General features: G+C 65.6%; 15 protein-coding genes. 6 read left to right on the plus strand and 9 right to left on the minus strand.

What is annotated here, in order from left to right:
• The first annotated feature begins 25 nt into the window (after positions 1-25).
• The 3 genes from purD (at position 26) to DYI37_RS11045 (ending at position 3572) form a co-directional block, all read left to right on the plus strand.
• Positions 26-1297: a phosphoribosylamine--glycine ligase gene (gene purD / locus DYI37_RS11035; protein ID WP_116683509.1), complete on the plus strand. Its 1272-nt coding sequence runs from the start codon at positions 26-28 to the stop codon at positions 1295-1297.
• A gap of 264 nt (positions 1298-1561) precedes the next feature.
• Positions 1562-2734 (plus strand): hypothetical protein, encoded by a 1173-nt coding sequence (locus DYI37_RS11040; protein ID WP_116683276.1) that lies wholly within the window; start codon positions 1562-1564, stop codon positions 2732-2734.
• 1 nt (position 2735) lies between these two features.
• Positions 2736-3572 carry a mechanosensitive ion channel family protein gene (locus tag DYI37_RS11045; RefSeq protein WP_116683277.1) on the plus strand — a complete coding sequence of 279 codons (837 nt, stop codon included), beginning with the start codon at positions 2736-2738 and terminating at the stop codon, positions 3570-3572.
• A gap of 11 nt (positions 3573-3583) precedes the next feature.
• On the opposite strand, the gene guaA is transcribed toward DYI37_RS11045, so the two are convergent.
• Positions 3584-5140, minus strand: a complete 1557-nt coding sequence (guaA, locus tag DYI37_RS11050) for a glutamine-hydrolyzing GMP synthase (protein WP_116683278.1) — start codon at positions 5138-5140, stop codon at positions 3584-3586.
• A 104-nt stretch (positions 5141-5244) separates the two neighbouring features.
• Here guaA and DYI37_RS11055 point away from each other — a divergent pair, with 104 nt between their 5' ends.
• Positions 5245-5898: a hypothetical protein gene (locus tag DYI37_RS11055; RefSeq protein WP_116683279.1), complete on the plus strand. Its 654-nt coding sequence runs from the start codon at positions 5245-5247 to the stop codon at positions 5896-5898.
• A 182-nt stretch (positions 5899-6080) separates the two neighbouring features.
• Here the strand turns inward: DYI37_RS11055 and DYI37_RS11060 are convergent, their stop codons facing one another.
• The 4 genes from DYI37_RS11060 to DYI37_RS11075 form a co-directional block, all read right to left on the minus strand.
• Positions 6081-6728 (minus strand): 5'-methylthioadenosine/S-adenosylhomocysteine nucleosidase, encoded by a 648-nt coding sequence (locus DYI37_RS11060; RefSeq protein ID WP_116683280.1) that lies wholly within the window; start codon positions 6726-6728, stop codon positions 6081-6083.
• Positions 6725-7174 carry a TspO/MBR family protein gene (locus tag DYI37_RS11065; protein WP_116683281.1) on the minus strand — a complete coding sequence of 150 codons (450 nt, stop codon included), beginning with the start codon at positions 7172-7174 and terminating at the stop codon, positions 6725-6727. Before DYI37_RS11065 ends, DYI37_RS11060 begins: the two co-directional genes overlap by 4 nt.
• The gene (locus DYI37_RS11070) at positions 7174-8475 is read right to left on the minus strand and encodes an RsmB/NOP family class I SAM-dependent RNA methyltransferase (protein ID WP_116683282.1); all 1302 of its coding nucleotides are present in this window, start codon (positions 8473-8475) and stop codon (positions 7174-7176) included. The genes DYI37_RS11065 and DYI37_RS11070 overlap by 1 nt, the downstream gene beginning before the upstream one ends.
• A gap of 210 nt (positions 8476-8685) precedes the next feature.
• The gene (locus DYI37_RS11075) at positions 8686-9891 is read right to left on the minus strand and encodes a pyridoxal phosphate-dependent aminotransferase (RefSeq protein WP_116683283.1); all 1206 of its coding nucleotides are present in this window, start codon (positions 9889-9891) and stop codon (positions 8686-8688) included.
• 858 nt (positions 9892-10749) lie between these two features.
• Here DYI37_RS11075 and DYI37_RS20000 point away from each other — a divergent pair.
• Entirely contained in the window at positions 10750-10893 is a 144-nt protein-coding gene (locus tag DYI37_RS20000) for a hypothetical protein (RefSeq protein ID WP_158555151.1), read from the plus strand.
• Between the two features lie 103 nt (positions 10894-10996).
• Here the strand turns inward: DYI37_RS20000 and DYI37_RS11090 are convergent, their stop codons facing one another.
• Positions 10997-12022, minus strand: a complete 1026-nt coding sequence (locus tag DYI37_RS11090) for a mechanosensitive ion channel family protein (protein ID WP_116683286.1) — start codon at positions 12020-12022, stop codon at positions 10997-10999.
• 108 nt (positions 12023-12130) lie between these two features.
• A complete protein-coding gene (locus DYI37_RS11095) occupies positions 12131-12682 on the minus strand; it encodes a superoxide dismutase family protein (RefSeq protein ID WP_116683287.1) in 552 nt (183 codons plus the stop codon).
• A gap of 221 nt (positions 12683-12903) precedes the next feature.
• Between DYI37_RS11095 and DYI37_RS11100 the strand changes: the two genes are divergently transcribed.
• Positions 12904-13434: a DUF1499 domain-containing protein gene (locus DYI37_RS11100; RefSeq protein ID WP_158555152.1), complete on the plus strand. Its 531-nt coding sequence runs from the start codon at positions 12904-12906 to the stop codon at positions 13432-13434.
• 12 nt (positions 13435-13446) lie between these two features.
• Here DYI37_RS11100 and DYI37_RS11105 read toward each other — a convergent pair whose 3' ends face one another.
• Both DYI37_RS11105 and DYI37_RS11110 read right to left on the minus strand, forming a co-directional pair.
• Positions 13447-14331, minus strand: coding sequence for an alpha/beta fold hydrolase (locus DYI37_RS11105; protein ID WP_116683289.1), 885 nt, complete (start codon positions 14329-14331; stop codon positions 13447-13449).
• Between the two features lie 53 nt (positions 14332-14384).
• Positions 14385-15920 (minus strand): cryptochrome/photolyase family protein, encoded by a 1536-nt coding sequence (locus tag DYI37_RS11110; protein WP_116683290.1) that lies wholly within the window; start codon positions 15918-15920, stop codon positions 14385-14387.
• Positions 15921-15998 lie beyond the last annotated feature (78 nt).

Below are 15998 nucleotides of genomic sequence, written 5' to 3' on the forward strand. Positions count from 1 at the left end.
ACGAACGGAGCGGCAAGGCATGGCGATCGACGTACTTCTTCTGGGTTCGGGCGGCCGCGAACATGCGCTGGCCTGGAAGCTCGCCCAGTCGCCGGACCTCGGCACGCTTCATGCCGCACCGGGCAATCCCGGCATTGCCGAGCACGCCGAGATCGTGCCCCTCGACATGGACGATATCGACGCGGTCGCAGCCTTCTGCCGCGACAGGGCGATCGGCCTCGTCGTGATCGGCCCGGAGGCGCCGCTGGTGGCGGGCCTTGCCGACCGGCTGGAAGCGGACGGCGTCCTCGTCTTCGGCCCCTCCGCCCTCGCCGCAAGGCTCGAGGGCTCGAAGGGCTTCACGAAGGATCTCTGCTCGCTCCACGACATCCCGACCGCGCGCTACAAGCGGTTCAACAATGCCCCGGACGCGCGATCCTATATCGAGGACCGCGGCTGCCCCATCGTGGTCAAGGCCGACGGTCTTGCCGCCGGCAAGGGCGTCACCATCGCCGAGACGAAGGAGGATGCGATCGCCGCGATCGACGCCTGTTTCGCAGGCGAATTCGGCGGGGCCGGCGCCGAACTCGTGATCGAGGAATTTCTGGAAGGCGAGGAGGCGAGCCTCTTCTGCGTCTGCGACGGCAGCCGCGCGCTCCTGTTCGGCACGGCGCAGGACCACAAGCGTGTCTTCGACGGCGATCGCGGCCCGAACACCGGCGGCATGGGGGCCTATTCGCCGGCCATCGGCCTGAGCGAAGCGCAGGTGAAACGTGCCATGCGCGAGATCGTCGAGCCGACCATGCGCGGCATGGCCGAGGCGGGCTCCCCCTTCAAGGGCGTCCTCTATGCCGGGCTCATCCTCACCGAAGACGGGCCGAAGCTCATCGAATACAATGTGCGCTTCGGCGATCCGGAATGCCAAGTGCTGATGATGCGCCTGAAATCGGACCTCCTGCCGATCCTGATTGCGGCCGCCAAGGGCGATCTTTCGGGCATCGAACCCGAATGGTCGTCCGAGCGGGCTTTGACGGTGGTGATGGCGTCGAAGGGCTATCCCGGTGCCTACGACAAGGCGACCGAGATCGCCCATCTGCCCGAGGCCGGCGCGAAGGCGCGCATCTTCCATGCCGGCACGGGACTTCGCGACGGCCGTCTGGTGGCGACCGGCGGACGCGTCCTCAACGTCACGGCGAGTGGCGAGACGGTTCGCGAAGCGGCACGCATCGCCTACGACCTCGTGGACCGGGTCGAATGGGAGAACGGCTTCTGGCGCTCCGATATCGGCCATCGCGCCATCATGCGCGAAGACGGCTGAGTTTCCGGAAGAGAACGACACGCTCGTCCAGTCCCGGCAACGCAGAGGCCGGCGGCGGAAGACTGGACGAACACCGCGCGCGGCGTATGTCTTGGGATGCGAAGAGGGCGCAACGCCCCTTCCCTTTCGGCTTCGCGTATGGCGCGACGGACAGGATGCAACGAACCGGCCTCACCGACGGTCGGGGCCGGTGACGGGTAATGCGAAGGACGTGAAGCGGACAAGCGTCCCCCGAGCGCCGAACCGCTGCGGAGACGAACGAGCATGGCCGACGAGGAACAGCAACCGACCCCCTTCGAGCCGACCGCCTCCTACACCAAACCCTCGCTTCCGACCGATGAATTCCTCAAGCGCGCCCTCTCGAAGATCCGCGCGCTGTTCAGCCGGGATTCCGACGAACCCTACATCGCCAACGAGAAGCTGACGCGCGCCGATCACGCGATCCTCGACAAGGTCGCTCCGCGTCCCGCCTACGGCCCGCTCGTCGAGGAGTTGCAGGCAACGCTCCAGCCATGGATCGAGGAGAGGCAGCCCCGCTCGCATATTATGACGATCGTGCTGCCTCCTTGCGAAGCGGACGGCCTTCTGGAGGAATGGGCCGAGCGGCACGGGCACGAGATCCTGTCCGCCCCCGAGCGCCCGTCCCTGATCTCGCTCGTCCACGAGCCGGTCCTGAAGGACCTCTCGGGCGATGGCGTCCTCGTCATTCCGAGGCTCGAACACTGGTTCCTGCGCCATCACGACGGGCTCGGGACCCTGCGCCGCCTGCTCGCGGCGATCGATCTCGTCGATCGCCGCGTCGTCGTGGGCTGCAACAGCTGGGCCTGGGAGTTCGTCTCCAAGGCCGTGGGCGCCAATCTCATCCTGCCCGCACCACAGACCTTCAGGCCCTTCGACGAGAAACGCCTCCATGCCTGGATCTCGCATCTCACCGCGACGCAGGAGCGCCGCGAGTTCTCGTTCAAGCTCTCCCAGAGCGGCAAGGACGTGATGACGGTCGACGAGGACGGCAACCTCGTCAGCGACTTCTTCAAGTCGCTGGCCGGGCGCAGTCTCGGCATTCCCTGGGTCGCCTGGCATCTGTGGCGGCGCTGCCTGCGGGCCGGTGGCGAAACCGGGGAAGAAGCGTCCGTCGACGAGCGCGGCGCGGACGACGCGCACACCCTCTGGGTGGCGATGCTCGAAGATTTCCTCTTGCCCGGCAGCGGCGATCCGGCGGTTCTCCTCTCGCTCCATGCCCTGCTTCTGCATGGCGGGCTCACGATCTCGGAACTGCGGCTGGTGCTGCCGACCGTTGGCGAGAGCAATGTCCTGTCCGCCCTCATGACCGCCGGGCTCGTCTATCGCGACGGGTCCCTCCTCAAATGCGAGCCAGCCGCCTATCCCTCCATCCGGGAAGGATTGTCCTCGGCCGGCTTCTCGATGGATAGTCTCTGACATGGACGGATCGGACAGCGTACCGCAGAACACGGCCAAGCTGCTCAACGACATGAGCGATATCCGGTTCTGGGAGATCGGCCTGATCGTCCTTGCGACCTGGCTCGTGATCGTCCTTGCCCGGCGCATCCTTCCCTTCCTGGCCGACCGGGGACCGAGCCAGTTTCGTCTCTACTTCCTCGGCGCGGTCCCGATCATCCGCCTCGTCGCCCTCGTCGCGGCGATCCTTTGGATCGTCCCCATCGTCTTCGACATCACCTTCCAGAACTTCCTCGTCATCGCGGGCGCGGCGAGCGTGGCGGTGGGCTTTGCCTTCAAGGATTACGTGTCGAGCCTGATCGCGGGGATCGTCGCGATCTTCGAGCGTCCCTACCGGCCGGGCGACTGGGTGAAGATCGGCGACGACTATGGCGAGGTGAAGAGCGTCGGCTTGAGGGCGGTCAGCATGCAGACGCCGGACGACAACGTGATCACCATCCCCCATTCGCGCATATGGACGGACAACATCACCAATTCGAACGACGGCGCGCACACGCTGCAGTGCGTTGCGGATTTCTATCTCGCCCCGCGCCATGACGCCGCCCGCATCCGCTCCGTGCTGCAGGACGTGGCGCTGACCAGCGCCTATCTCGATTATTCCAAGCCGGTGATGATCGTCCTCAGCGAGACGCCGTTCGGCACGCATTACAAGCTGAGGGCCTATCCGTTCGACCAGCGCGACCAGTTCAGCTTCATCAGCGACATGACCGTGCGCGGAAAACTCGCCCTCGCAGCGGCCGGTGGTACCGAGATCACCGCCGCAGCCGTCGCGAGCCCCTCCGGTGCGTCATCGGGCTGAGATGGCGGTGCTCATTCCCACTCGATGGTGCCGGGGGGCTTGGAGGTCACGTCGTAGACCACGCGGTTGATGCCCTTGACCTCGTTGATGATCCGCGTCGCGGCCTGGCCGAGGAACTCCATGTCGAAATGGTAGAAGTCGGCAGTCATGCCGTCGACCGAGGTGACGGCGCGAAGCGCGCAGACGAATTCGTAGGTGCGCCCGTCGCCCATGACGCCGACGGTCTGCACGGGCAGAAGCACGGCGAATGCCTGCCAGATGGCGTCGTAGAGGCCGGCCTTGCGGATCTCGTCGAGATAGATCGCATCGGCCTCGCGCAGGATGCGGAGCTTGTCGCGGGTCACGCCGCCCGGGCAGCGGATGGCAAGGCCCGGCCCCGGGAAGGGCTGGCGGCCGACGAAGTGAGCCGGCAGGCCGAGTTCCTTGCCGAGCACGCGGACCTCGTCCTTGAAGAGCTCGCGCAGGGGCTCGACCAGCTGCATGTTCATGCGCTCGGGAAGGCCGCCCACATTGTGGTGCGACTTGATCGTGACCGAGGGGCCGCCGGTAAAGGAGACGCTCTCGATGACGTCCGGATAGAGGGTGCCTTGCGCGAGGAAATCGGCGCCGCCCAGCTTCTTGGCCTCGGCCTCGAAGGTCTCGATGAAGAGGCGGCCGATCGTCTTGCGCTTCACCTCCGGGTCCATCTCGCCCTCGAGGGCGTCGATGAAGGTGTCCTCGGCCTGAACATGGACGAGCGGGATGTTGTAGTGGTCGCGGAACATCGTCACGACCTCCTCCGCCTCGTTCATGCGCAACAGGCCATGATCGACGAAGATGCAGGTGAGCTGGTCGCCGATCGCCTCGTGGATGAGGACGGCCGCGACGGAGGAATCGACGCCGCCGGACAGGCCGCAGATCACCTTGCCGTCGCCGACCTTTTCGCGGATCTCGGCGATCGCCTTCTCGCGGAAGGCCGCCATGGTCCACTCGTTCTTGAGGCCGGCGATCTTGTGGACGAAGTTGGAAAGGAGTTTCGCGCCGTCAGGCGTATGCACCACTTCCGGGTGGAACTGGACCCCGTAGATCCGGCGCTCCTCGTCGGCGATCGCCGCATAGGGGGCACCGGGCGATGCGGCGATGATCTCGAAGCCTTCGGGCAGCGCGGTGACCCGGTCGCCATGGCTCATCCAGACCTGATGGCGGGTTCCCTCGGCCCAGATCCCCTCGAAGAGCGGGGACGCCTTCTGGACCTCGAGGAAGGCGCGTCCGAATTCGCGCGTCAATCCGCCCTCGATGCGCCCGCCCAGCTGCTGGCAGAGCGCCTGCTGGCCGTAGCAGATGCCGAAGATCGGCAGACCCGATTCGAGAATCACGCGCGGAATGTCCGGCGCGTTCTCGTCGGTGACCGAGGCGGGCGATCCCGACAGGATCACGGCCTTGGGTTTCAGCCGTGCGAAACCGTCCTCGGCCAGCTGGAAGGGGACGATTTCCGAATAGACCCCCGCTTCGCGCACGCGGCGCGCGATCAGCTGTGTGACCTGGGAGCCAAAATCGACGATGAGGATGGTATCGGGAAGCGCGATCATGGTTCGATGCCATAGTGTTTCCACGAATACTGTGCAACACGGCGATGACCCGGCGGGCCGTGCCTGCGGTGGAAAATATCTTCTCTTCTACGAGGACACGACCCTTGTCGCCGCGCATCACCGCCAGCCTCGCGCTGTCTGCTCTCCTGCCGATCATGCTGACCGCCTGCGAGACCAGCGGCTCCGGCGATGCCCTGGCCGAGGCCGCCAACACCATCCAGCCCGCCGTGCCGCCCGAGCAGTTCCAGTATGTCTCGGCCAGCCAGACCCAGTACAATCCCTTCACCGTCGACATGACGCGGCCGACGGCCAGCGGAGGCGGGCCGGCGAAATCCTTCGTTCGCGTCTCCTCCCCCGGCATCTCGATCGGCAGCCCGAAGCACGAGGCCGTGGCGCGCGCTGTCGTCGTGGAAGCGGCCAGCGAAAGGCTGTGCCAGCCGGGCACCGTGCCCCAATTCCAGAAACAGTACGGCCACGACGTCTATCTCAACGAGCGCGTCCAGAAATGGGGCGCGATCGTCTATTGCGACACGGCTCCCGCTTTCCCGCCCGCTTACGGCGGAGCGATGGCGGGTGGCGGGGCGATGGCCAGCGCTTCCGGCTCTGGCCAGATGCAGGGCGGCTATGGCGGCGGCTCGCAGAATCTCGCGCCGCTTCCGCCCGCCTCCACGGGCCCCGTCCGCGACACGATGATGCCGATCTCCAACACGAACGGCCCGCTGCCGCTCTCGATGATGTCGGCCGACAACTACCAGTAACCGTTTCACAGCATTAGGCCGAAAGGCGGCCCCGGTTTTCGGACCGCCCGATGCGTCGGCAGGAAACCGCAGCCTCGAACCCGTTTCCTAGATCAAGTTCGCGGCTGCGGGACAGGCCTGCCTGCCCATGGATGGCCGTGTCGGTCGGGTCGTGCGAGCGGGAACCAGACCTCGCCGGCCCCTCAGGACAGGAAACCGCCGCGTGCGATCACGTCCTCGAGGCGGTCGACCGCCGCTGCCAGCTTTTCGTCGATGACGTGGAGAAGCACCGTCCAGTCGTCGAAATGGTGAAGGTCGCTCGCCCCGTCGGAAATGCCGCGAAGGCCGATCAGGGGCACGTCGTAGCGCTGGCAGACCCTGAGGATCGCGAAGGTCTCCATCTCCACCATCTCCGCGTCGATCCCATCATAGGCCGCGCCCGAGACGATGTTGCCGCCGGTCGACATGCGCGCGGTCGCGATTCCCGGGATCGGCGTCGGCAGCGCGGTGTGGACCGGATGGTCGAGAAACGGCGTCACGCCCTTGGCAAAACCCAGCGGCGAGGCATCGATGTCGCGCCAGGCGATCGAGGAGGCCTGATAGACTTCGCCCTGTTCGAGCAGTCGCGAGCCGGCCGAGCCGAGCGAGACGACGAGATCGGGAAGACGGCCCGCCGCATGGAGCCTCTCCATGGCGATGGCGGTGGAGACGCCCGCTTCGATGGGGCCGACGCCGGTCATCAGCGGCGTGATGCGCTTCTTCAGGTGTTCGCCATATTCTTGGTCGGCCGCCATCAGGAACAGCACGGCCCGCCCGGCGAGATCGTTGATCGGCACGTCTTTGCTTGTCATGAATTCATCCACCAGAGGGTCCCGTTGAGGAGCGTCGCGAACAGGGTCCAGGCCGCATAGGGAATGAAGAGGATCGCCGAAAGCCGGTCCGCCCGCCAGGCCTTCGCGATGAAGAGAAGAATGGCCGCATCGAGCGCGAGAACCACGCTGAGCGCGACCAGCAAGGCCTGAGCCGTGAAGAAGACCGGCGACCAGAGGAAGTTGAGGAGGAGCTGCGTCCACCACAGGGCCGAAAGCCGGCTCTCCCCCAAGCGCCAGACCCGCCAGCCGACGAAGCCGATCGCGATGTAGAGGATGGTCCAGACCGGCCCGAACACCCAGTTCGGCGGATTGAACGCAGGCTTTTGAAGCGCGGCATACCAGTCGCCGGGGGCCGTCAGCGTCCCGATCAGGATGCCGCCGCCGAGGCTGAGCAGGATGAAGAGGGGCAGCGCGGCCTTGCGCATCAGCCGGCCCTTCGCAGCGTCGAGACGAAGAACCCGTCGGTTCCCGAGGTGAGCGGCGTCAGCATCAGCGCCGTGCCGCCGGCGACCGGCACATGAAAGGCGCGGGTCCCCTCGCCTTGCCGCACGAGGGTCTCGAAGGACGCTGCGAGGTTCTCCACCCCAAAGCCGGCCCGGCGCGGCAGGAAGGCCTCGATGCGCTCCCGGTTCTCCTCGCCGAGGATCGAGCAGGTGACGTAGACGAGCCGTCCGCCCGGCTTCACGTAGCGCGCCGCCTCGTCGAGGACCGCGTCCTGCTCGGCGAGGCGCTTTTCCAGCGCGCCCTCCGAAAGCCGCCATTTGGCATCGGGACGCCGCCGCCAGGTGCCCGTGCCCGTGCACGGCGCATCGACCAGCACCACGTCCATCGCGCCTTCGAGGCCGGCGAGATCGTCGCGGGGATCGTGAACCTGGACATTGCGGCAGCCGGCGCGCTTCAGCCGGTCGTAGATCGGGGCGAGGCGCTGGCGATCGCTGTCATGGGCATGGATCTGGCCGCTGTTCTCCATCGCCGCCGAGAGCGCGAGTGTCTTGCCGCCGGCCCCCGCGCAATAGTCGAGAACCTGCATGCCGGGCGCGGTCGAGGCGAGGAGAGCTGCAAGCTGCGAGCCCTCGTCCTGCACCTCGAACCAGCCCTTCTGGAAGCCGGCCTCGATCTGGACGTTGGGATGACGGCCATCGGCCTCGATGGGCGCGATACGGATGCCGACCGGCGAGAGTTCGCATGCGGTGGCGTCGAAGGGTTTCAGCGCCTCGAGAACCTTCTCGCGGTCGGATTTCAGCGTGTTGACCCGCAGATCGAGCGGCGGGCGGTCCGACAGCGCGGCTGCTTCCGCAACCCAGTTCTCACCGAGAACCGCCTCGAATTTCGGGGCGAGCCAATCGGGGATATCGGCGCCGACGGCACCGGGTGCGTCCGATACATCCTTATGAAGAAACGCGGCCATCCGCGCGGCGTCGGGAAGCTCGGGGGCGAATTTATCGCCTTCGAGCGCATCGGCCAGCGCCTGCGGATCGAGCCCCATGGCCTCGATCGCTGCGGCGGCGACGATCGCGTTCAGTTCGTCGCTCTCCATCCGGTGGGCATAGGAGCGTTTGCGGCGCAGCGCATCGTAGACGAGATTGCCGATCGCCGAACGGTCTTTCGATCCTGCGAAACGATGGGACGTGCCCCAGTCCTTCAGGGCCTGCGCGACCGGGCGATGGCGCGTCTCGATGTCGGACAGGATCTCGATGGCTGCGGACAGCCGGCCGCCAAGGCGCATGATAAGCTCGCTTCGTCATTGGATGGGCGCGCAAGGCCGCTTGTCGGCGCGCGCCGATGGCAAGGGCGTGCCGCGTCGGCACGGCAAGGTCAAGTCCTGCCGCGGGGGTCTCGTCGGCCGACGCCTTCAAACATGAAAGAGCCGCCCGACCCCTTCGGACCGAACGGCTCCTCTTCTTTCGACGCAAGGAAGCAGCGCCTGCGGGTCAGATCAGTCCCGCAGCGAGCCGCAGAAGCGCTGGATGCGCGAGCAGGCCTCTTCCAGCAGCGCCTCGGAGGTCGCATAGGAGATGCGGAAGTTCGGGCCGAGGCCGAAGGCCGAGCCATGCACCACCGCGACGCCTTCCGCCTCGAGAAGCGCGCTGACGAAATCCTCGTCGCTCTCGATCCGCTTGCCCTCGGGCGTCGTCTTGCCGATCAGGCCCTTGCAGGACGGATAGACGTAGAACGCGCCCTGGGGGGTCGGGCATTCGAGGCCCTTGGCCTGGTTCAGCATTCCGACCACGAGATCGCGGCGGCCCTGGAAGACCTCGCGATTGGTCGCGATGAAATCCTGCGGCCCGTTGAGGGCCTCGACGGCCGCCCATTGGGAGATCGAGGCCGCGCCCGAGGTCTGCTGGCCCTGGATCATGTCCATCGCCTTGATGAGATGCAGCGGACCGCCGGCATAGCCGATGCGCCAGCCGGTCATCGAATAGGCCTTGGAGACGCCGTTCATCGTCAGCGTCCGCTCCTTCAGGCGCGGCTCCACCTGGGCCGGCGTGTGGAAGGTGAAGTCGCCATAGACGAGGTGCTCGTAGATGTCGTCGCTCAGCACCCAGACCTGCTCATGGCGCAGGAGAACGTCGGTGAGCGCCTTGATCTCCTCCTTCGAATAGGCAGCGCCGGAGGGATTGGAGGGCGAGTTGAACAGGAACCACTTGGTCTTCGGCGTGATCGCAGCTTCCAGCGCCTCGGCGGTCAGCTTGAAATCGGTCTCAAGTCCCGCCTCGACGAAGACCGGCGTTCCGCCGCAGATCGCCACCATTTCCGGATAGCTCACCCAATAGGGCGCCGGGATGATCACCTCGTCGCCGGGATTGAGCGTGGCCATGAAGGCGTTGAACAGGATCTGCTTGCCGCCGGTGCCGACGATGGTCTCTTCCGGCTTGTAGTCGAGCCCGTTCTCGCGCTTGAACTTGTTGGAGATGGCCTCGCGAAGCTGCGGAATGCCGGCGACGGGCGTGTACTTCGTCTCGCCGCGCGCGATGGCGGCGACGGCCGCCTCCTTGATGTTGTCGGGCGTGTCGAAATCCGGCTCGCCGGCCCCGAGGCCGATCACGTCCATGCCTTTGGCCTTCAGCTCCCGCGCCTTCTGGGTGACGGCGATGGTGGCGGACGGCTTTACGCGATCGAGGACGTCGGCAAGGAATGCCATGGGAGTTGCTCCGGTTTCGAAAGGTCGGTTTGCCGGGCGGCGGGGCCTGTAACCGCCGCGAAAGGCGGGCGGACCCTAATCGCCCCCGCCATGGGGCGCAAGCACCGATGATAACGCAATCCCATGACAATTCGCGATGGGCGGACCACCGGAATTGATTTGAACCGGAAACCTCCCGATCCCATCTTCTCATCGTGCCGGCAGTGCACGCAGGCGTTGAGGAGGATGGGAGGATCCGGACGATGCCCGTATTGCGGACGATTGCACCGATCGCGGCCAGCGGCGACAGCTTCGAGGTGCCGACCGCACGACGCGCGGTTATGTGCGAGGAGGACCGTCGTCGCGGCGGTCACACCTCCAGACGAGAGATGCAGCGCGCGCTTGCCTTCGGGTTTCCACCGCCCATGTCTGGCGCTTCGAGCCGGGCGGTCGGGAGCCTCTCTCAGGCGGCAGGCGCGGGCGGTGGGTTTCATCCGACCGTCATGTTGAAGGGTTAGCCGGTCGCCAGCGAAGAGGATCGCGACATGGTGATCGCAGTCCGGCTAACCAACTGGAAATAAATGCGTGAAGGCGAATTGAGGGATGAAGCAGGTTCATTCCGAGGCAAGCCAGCACATTTAGTCACTCACAATTCAGCCCGGTTCGAAGAGCGTAACGAGCCGGGCACTGAAAGCGGCACCGATATCCGGCAGAAGCGTCGCGGCGAGAAGCGGCGGCGAAGCCGGTCGGAACACAGGCTGCCGGGCCGAGCAACGGCTCCGGCCCGGCGCCACAACGGGGAGAGAGAAACGGATGAGTTATCCTTTGCGAGATCGTATACGGACCGAAATCGAAAATCGGCGCTCGCGCGAGGCGATCGTGGACGTCCGACAGCTCGCCTCCCACATGGCGCAGGAAATCGACGGCCGCAGTTCCACGGCCGAAATCATGCTCCAGCGCCTGATCATCGACGAATGCTCGCGCGCCGGCATCAATATGCGCGTCGGGGGCTCCCAGAACTGATCCTCGCGGCCCGCTTGCGGCACCGAAACGGAAGATACGAAGAAGGGCGCGGCGTGCCGATACGCCGCGCCCTTCTTCGTGTTTCAAACAGCCGATGGCACTCTCAGTCCCGGGTCGTCTCCGGCGCCGCCCTCGCCCGGTCGACGAGGCGCGCAGGTTTCGGCGCCTGCGAGCCTTGCGGAACCGGCCAGCCCTCGCGCTGCCTCCCGCGAAGGCCGTCGACCTCCTCGGTCTGGTCGTGGAACAGCGTGACCTGCGTCTCGAACGGCATGTCGATGCCCGCCTCGTCGAGGGCGCGTTTGATATCCCTCAGAACCGCCGACTGGGCGCGGACCACATCCGCGCGCCTCGACGCCGTCCACCAGCGCACGCGCAGCGTCACCCAGCTCGCCGCCAGATCCCAGACGAGAACGGCGGGCTTGGGGTCCTTCTCGACACCCTCCGTCCGATCGATCGCGGCAAGAATGACCTCGCTCGCCCGCTCGATGTCGTCGCCATAGCCGATGCCCACATCGTATTGCGACCGGACCATCTTGTTGGCCGTGTTGACGGTCACCGCGTTGGAATAGACGTCGGCATTGGGAATGATCACCTGGCGATTGTCGTATGTGGTGAGGATCGTCGCCCGGGTCTCGATCCAGTCCACGGTCCCCTCATAGCCGTTGACGACGATCTGGTCGCCGACACGGAACGGACGGCGGATGAGGAGGAGAAGGCCGGCCAGCCAGTTCTGCAGGATGTCCTTGAAGGCGAAGCCGATCGCCACCGATCCGATGCCGAGACCTGCGAGAAGATCGGCGGGATTGAGCGAGGGAATGACGATGGTGAGGCCGAGAAGAATGCCGAACAGGATGATCAGCCACTTCATGAAGGAGCCGAGCACCGAGCCGAGGTTTTCCCGGCTGTGGCGCCTGGCCCATCGATTGAAGGAGTAATTGACCATCCAGCCGATGGCATAGAAGATCACCACGACGACGAGGCCGACGATGATGTTGGGCAGGAGCTTCTGGGCGCCGATGACCCAGCTTTCCACCCGTCCGAGCGCGATCGACGGGTCGAGATTGACCGCCTGATCGAGTGTCTGGGGAGCATCAGCCTGTTGAGCCGCCTCCTGCGCAAATGCCTGCATCGCGTCCCGCCCTTTGTCCTGTTCGCATTGAAAAGGCGCCGGACATTCCGTCCGACGCCTCATCCACCAGTCGAGTTATCGATCCGTCGTCATCGGCAGCCCGTCCGATCAGGAACCCTGGCCGATCACCCCGCAGGCGACACGGTCGCCCGCATCACCGGCCGGCTGGGATTCGTAGTCGTCGGGACCGCCATGGACGATGATCGCCGAGCCGTCGGAATCCAGCACCGGCGCATCGCCGTCCGACAGCGTCAGATAGCTGTTGAAGGCCTCGAAGGTCGCGGACCCGTCGTCGCCGGCGGTGAAGTTCTCCATGTCGCCGGCATGGGGGCCGCCCTCGACCTTGAAGCCGTGCTGCTTGTCGGTCGGGTTGTAGTGACCGCCCGCCGAGGAGAAATCGCCTTCGCACTGGCCGGTCTCGTGAACGTGAAAGCCGTGTTCGCCGGGCTCCAGACCGCTGAGATCGGCGTCGAACAGGAGGCCGTTCGGCGTCGGGGTCACGGTCACCGTTCCGCGATCGGAGCCATCCGGCGCCTTCATTGTCACTTCCATCGGCTGCATCGAGGCGGCGTCGCCCCCGGCAGGCTGGCTGTCCTGCGCAAAGGCAGGCGCGGTGAAAAGCGTTGCGGAGGCGAGCGCGGCAAGGGTCGTCAGTCTCATGGGAACTCCCGGTCGGTTCGTCGGTTCGGATCGATCGTTACGCCATTCGCGCCGCCGTCTCGGAGGCGTGCAAAAAGCGCGTTCTCGGTCGGGAACGGCATGCCCGAGACGTTTGTTCCAGAACCGGGGACGGACGGGTGCGTGCAATCGGCGCGATGCGCGCCTCTAAGCTCCTGGCCTTGCCGGTGCGGATATCCAAGCGAGAACGAAAGAACAGGATCATGGCCAGACTTTTCAGGACGCTCGCAGCCAGCCTCGGGCTTCTCGGTGTGCTCGCCGCGATCGGGTTCGTGACCCTCGGCCCCAAGCGCGTCTGGCGCATTGCCGGCGAGGCCGACCAGGGCTCGGTGGACTGGGACCGGCTCCAACGCAGTGCGAACCCGAACGACGCCTTCGCCGCGAGCCTCGGCGCCTCGGCAACGCCCGCCGACATCACCCTCGACCCCTTCGACGGGGAGCCATCCGAACTCGTCCGGAAGGTCGACGCCTATCTTCGCAGCAACGCCCTGCCGGAAACCTTCGAGCGCGTCGACGACGGGCGCGATCCACTCTACCGTCGCTATGTCGCGCGTACGCCCATGATGGGCTTTCCCGACACGCTGAACGTCGCCGCCCGGCGGGTCGGCGACCGAACGGGCCTGCTTCTCTACTCGCGCTCGCTTGTCGGGAAATCCGATCTCGGCGCCAATCGCAAGCGGATCCTTTCGATCGTCGACGCCGTGCGGTCGCGTCCCATCGCCTCGCAGCGATAGAGCGTTTCCGGCTCAGGCCTCGAAGAAGGTGCTCAGCGCGCGCCAGGTCTCCCCGGGATTCTCCTCGACGATGAAGTGCCCGGCAACGAGCGCCTCGCCCTCGACCCGCTCGCACCAGTGGGACCAGATCGATAGAAGATCCTCGCCGGTAGACGGAATTCCGTCCTCCCCCCAGAGCACCAGGGTGGGACATTCGATGAGACGCCCGGCCGCGCGGTCGGCGCGATCGAGTTCCCAGTCGATCGTCGCCCCGGCCCGGTAGTCGCAGCAGGCCGCATGCACCCGCTCGCGGCGCCGGAAGCTTGCGCGATAATCGGCCAGCGCCTCCGGCGCGAAGGCCGAGAGATCGCGCGCCTTGGTCCAGCTCGCCATCGTCGCATCGAGATAGAAGACCGGGTCGGCCATGATGAGCGTTTCGGGGATCGGTTCGGGCTGGGCGAGAAACGGCCAGTGATAGGTCTTCAGCGCCTCCTTGGCATTCATCCGCTCCCAGACTTCGGCGACCGGCACGATGTCGAGGACGGCGAGCCTTTCGACCACCTCCGGGTGATCGAGAGCCATGCGATAGGCGACGCGGCCGCCCCGGTCGTGCCCGGCGACCTGAAACCGCTCGTGACCGAGCGTCCTCATCATCGCCACCATGTCCTCGGCCATCACCCGTTTGGAATAGGCGTGGTTCCGAGGATCGTTGGGCGGGGCCGAGGATGCGCCGTAGCCACGCAGATCCGGGACGATCACCTCGAAGCACTCGGCGAGACGCGGGGCGAGGCCGGCCCACATCGCGCCGGTCTGGGGATAGCCATGAAGGAGGAGCAGCGGCGGCCCCTCACCCTTGCGCCTGACGAAGATCTCGGCGCCCGCGCCCTCGATCAGTCTCGTCTCGAACCCTTCGAACACCGTGTCGCCTCCTCAGTGATGCCGTTCAGATCGCAAGGTTAGCCGGTCTTCGTTCAGTAGTCGCCCGTCGCGACCAGCCCGTCGAGAAAGGCCCGGGCCTCCTTTCGCGAGGTCTTCACCTTCTCCTCGTTCATCCGCTCGAGGGTGGCATAGGTGCGGTTGAGACGCGGATTGCCCTTCAGCCGCTCCTTGTTGCGTGCGATGAAATCCCAATAGAGCACGTTGAACGGACAGGCGCCCTCGCCCGTCTTCTTCTTCGGCGAAAAGGTGCAGTCGCCGCAGTAATCGCTCATCTTGTCGATATAGTTCGCCGACGCCGCATAGGGCTTGGAGGCGAAGAGGCCGCCATCGGCATAGAGGATCATGCCGACCACGTTCGGCATCTCCACCCATTCATAGGCGTCGTGATAGACGACGAGATACCACTCCTGCACCTCGCGCGGATCGAAGCCGCACAGGAGGCAGAAATTGCCGATCACCATCAGCCGCTGGATGTGGTGGTTGTAGGCGCTCTCGCGCACCTCCTTGAAGGACTGGCGCAGGCAGTTGAGATCGGTCTCGCCGGTCCAGAAGAAATCCGGCAGCTTGCGTTGGGCCAGAAGCTTGTTGGAGGAGGCATAGTCCGGCATTTCGCGCCAGTAGACGCCTCGGATGAATTCGCGCCAGCCGATGATCTGGCGGATGAAGCCCTCGACCGCGTTGATGGGCGCGTGACCTTCGCGATAGGCGTCCTCGGCCCGGTCGCAGATCTCCTTCGGGTCGAGAAGCCCGCAATTGAGAAGCGCCGAGATGTGAGAGTGGAAGAGCAGCGGCGAGCCTTGCCGCATCGCGTCTTGATAGGTGCCGAAATCAGGCAGGGCCTCGTCCACGAACCAGCGCAGATAATGCAGCGCCTGGCGCCGCGTCACCGGATAATCGAAATTCTCGAGACTGCCGAAGTGATTGCCGAACCGCTTCGCCACGAGATCGAGAACCGCCTCGGTCGTCTCGTCCACGGAATAGTTCGGCCGCTCCGGTGCGGTGATCGCTTTCTTCAGCGGCTCGCGGTTCGAGTGATCGTAGTTCCACTTGCCGCCGGCCGGCTCGTCGCCATCCATCAGGAAGCCGGTGCGCCTGCGCATTTCGCGATAGAAATATTCCTGACGCAGTTCCCTGCTGCCCTCGGCCCATTCGTCGAAGGTCTCGTGATCGCAGAGAAAGCGGTCGTCGGGGCGGATCTCGACCTCGCAGCCGAGTTCCTCCCGCCAGTCCTTCATCATCTGGAGAACGCGCCATTCGCCGGGCTCCGTGACGACGACGCGCTCCGGCTCGTGGCGCCTGACGGCCCGCTTCAGCTCTTCGGTGAAGGAGCCGGCATTCTTGTCGTCGTTGAGTGCGACATAGTCCACCACCACGTCACGGCTACGCAGATCCTCGGCGAAATGGCGCATGGCCGAGAACAGGAAGGCGATCTTGCGCTGGTGATGGCGCACGTAATTGGCCTCGTCGGCGACCTCGCACATGAAGACGACATCGCCGTCCTCGAGGTCGCGAAGGGAGGAGAGTTCGCGGCTGAGCTGGTCGCCGAGGACGAAACGAAGCACCCCCACCCCGTCAGCCTTTCCTCGCCCGGTCGGCGGGGACCGTCTCTTCCCAGCCGTCGCAAACCGGATCACGTCTCATCTGTC

This window comes from Fulvimarina endophytica (assembly GCF_003403015.1).
Taxonomy (GTDB): Bacteria; Pseudomonadota; Alphaproteobacteria; order Rhizobiales; family Rhizobiaceae; genus Fulvimarina; species Fulvimarina endophytica.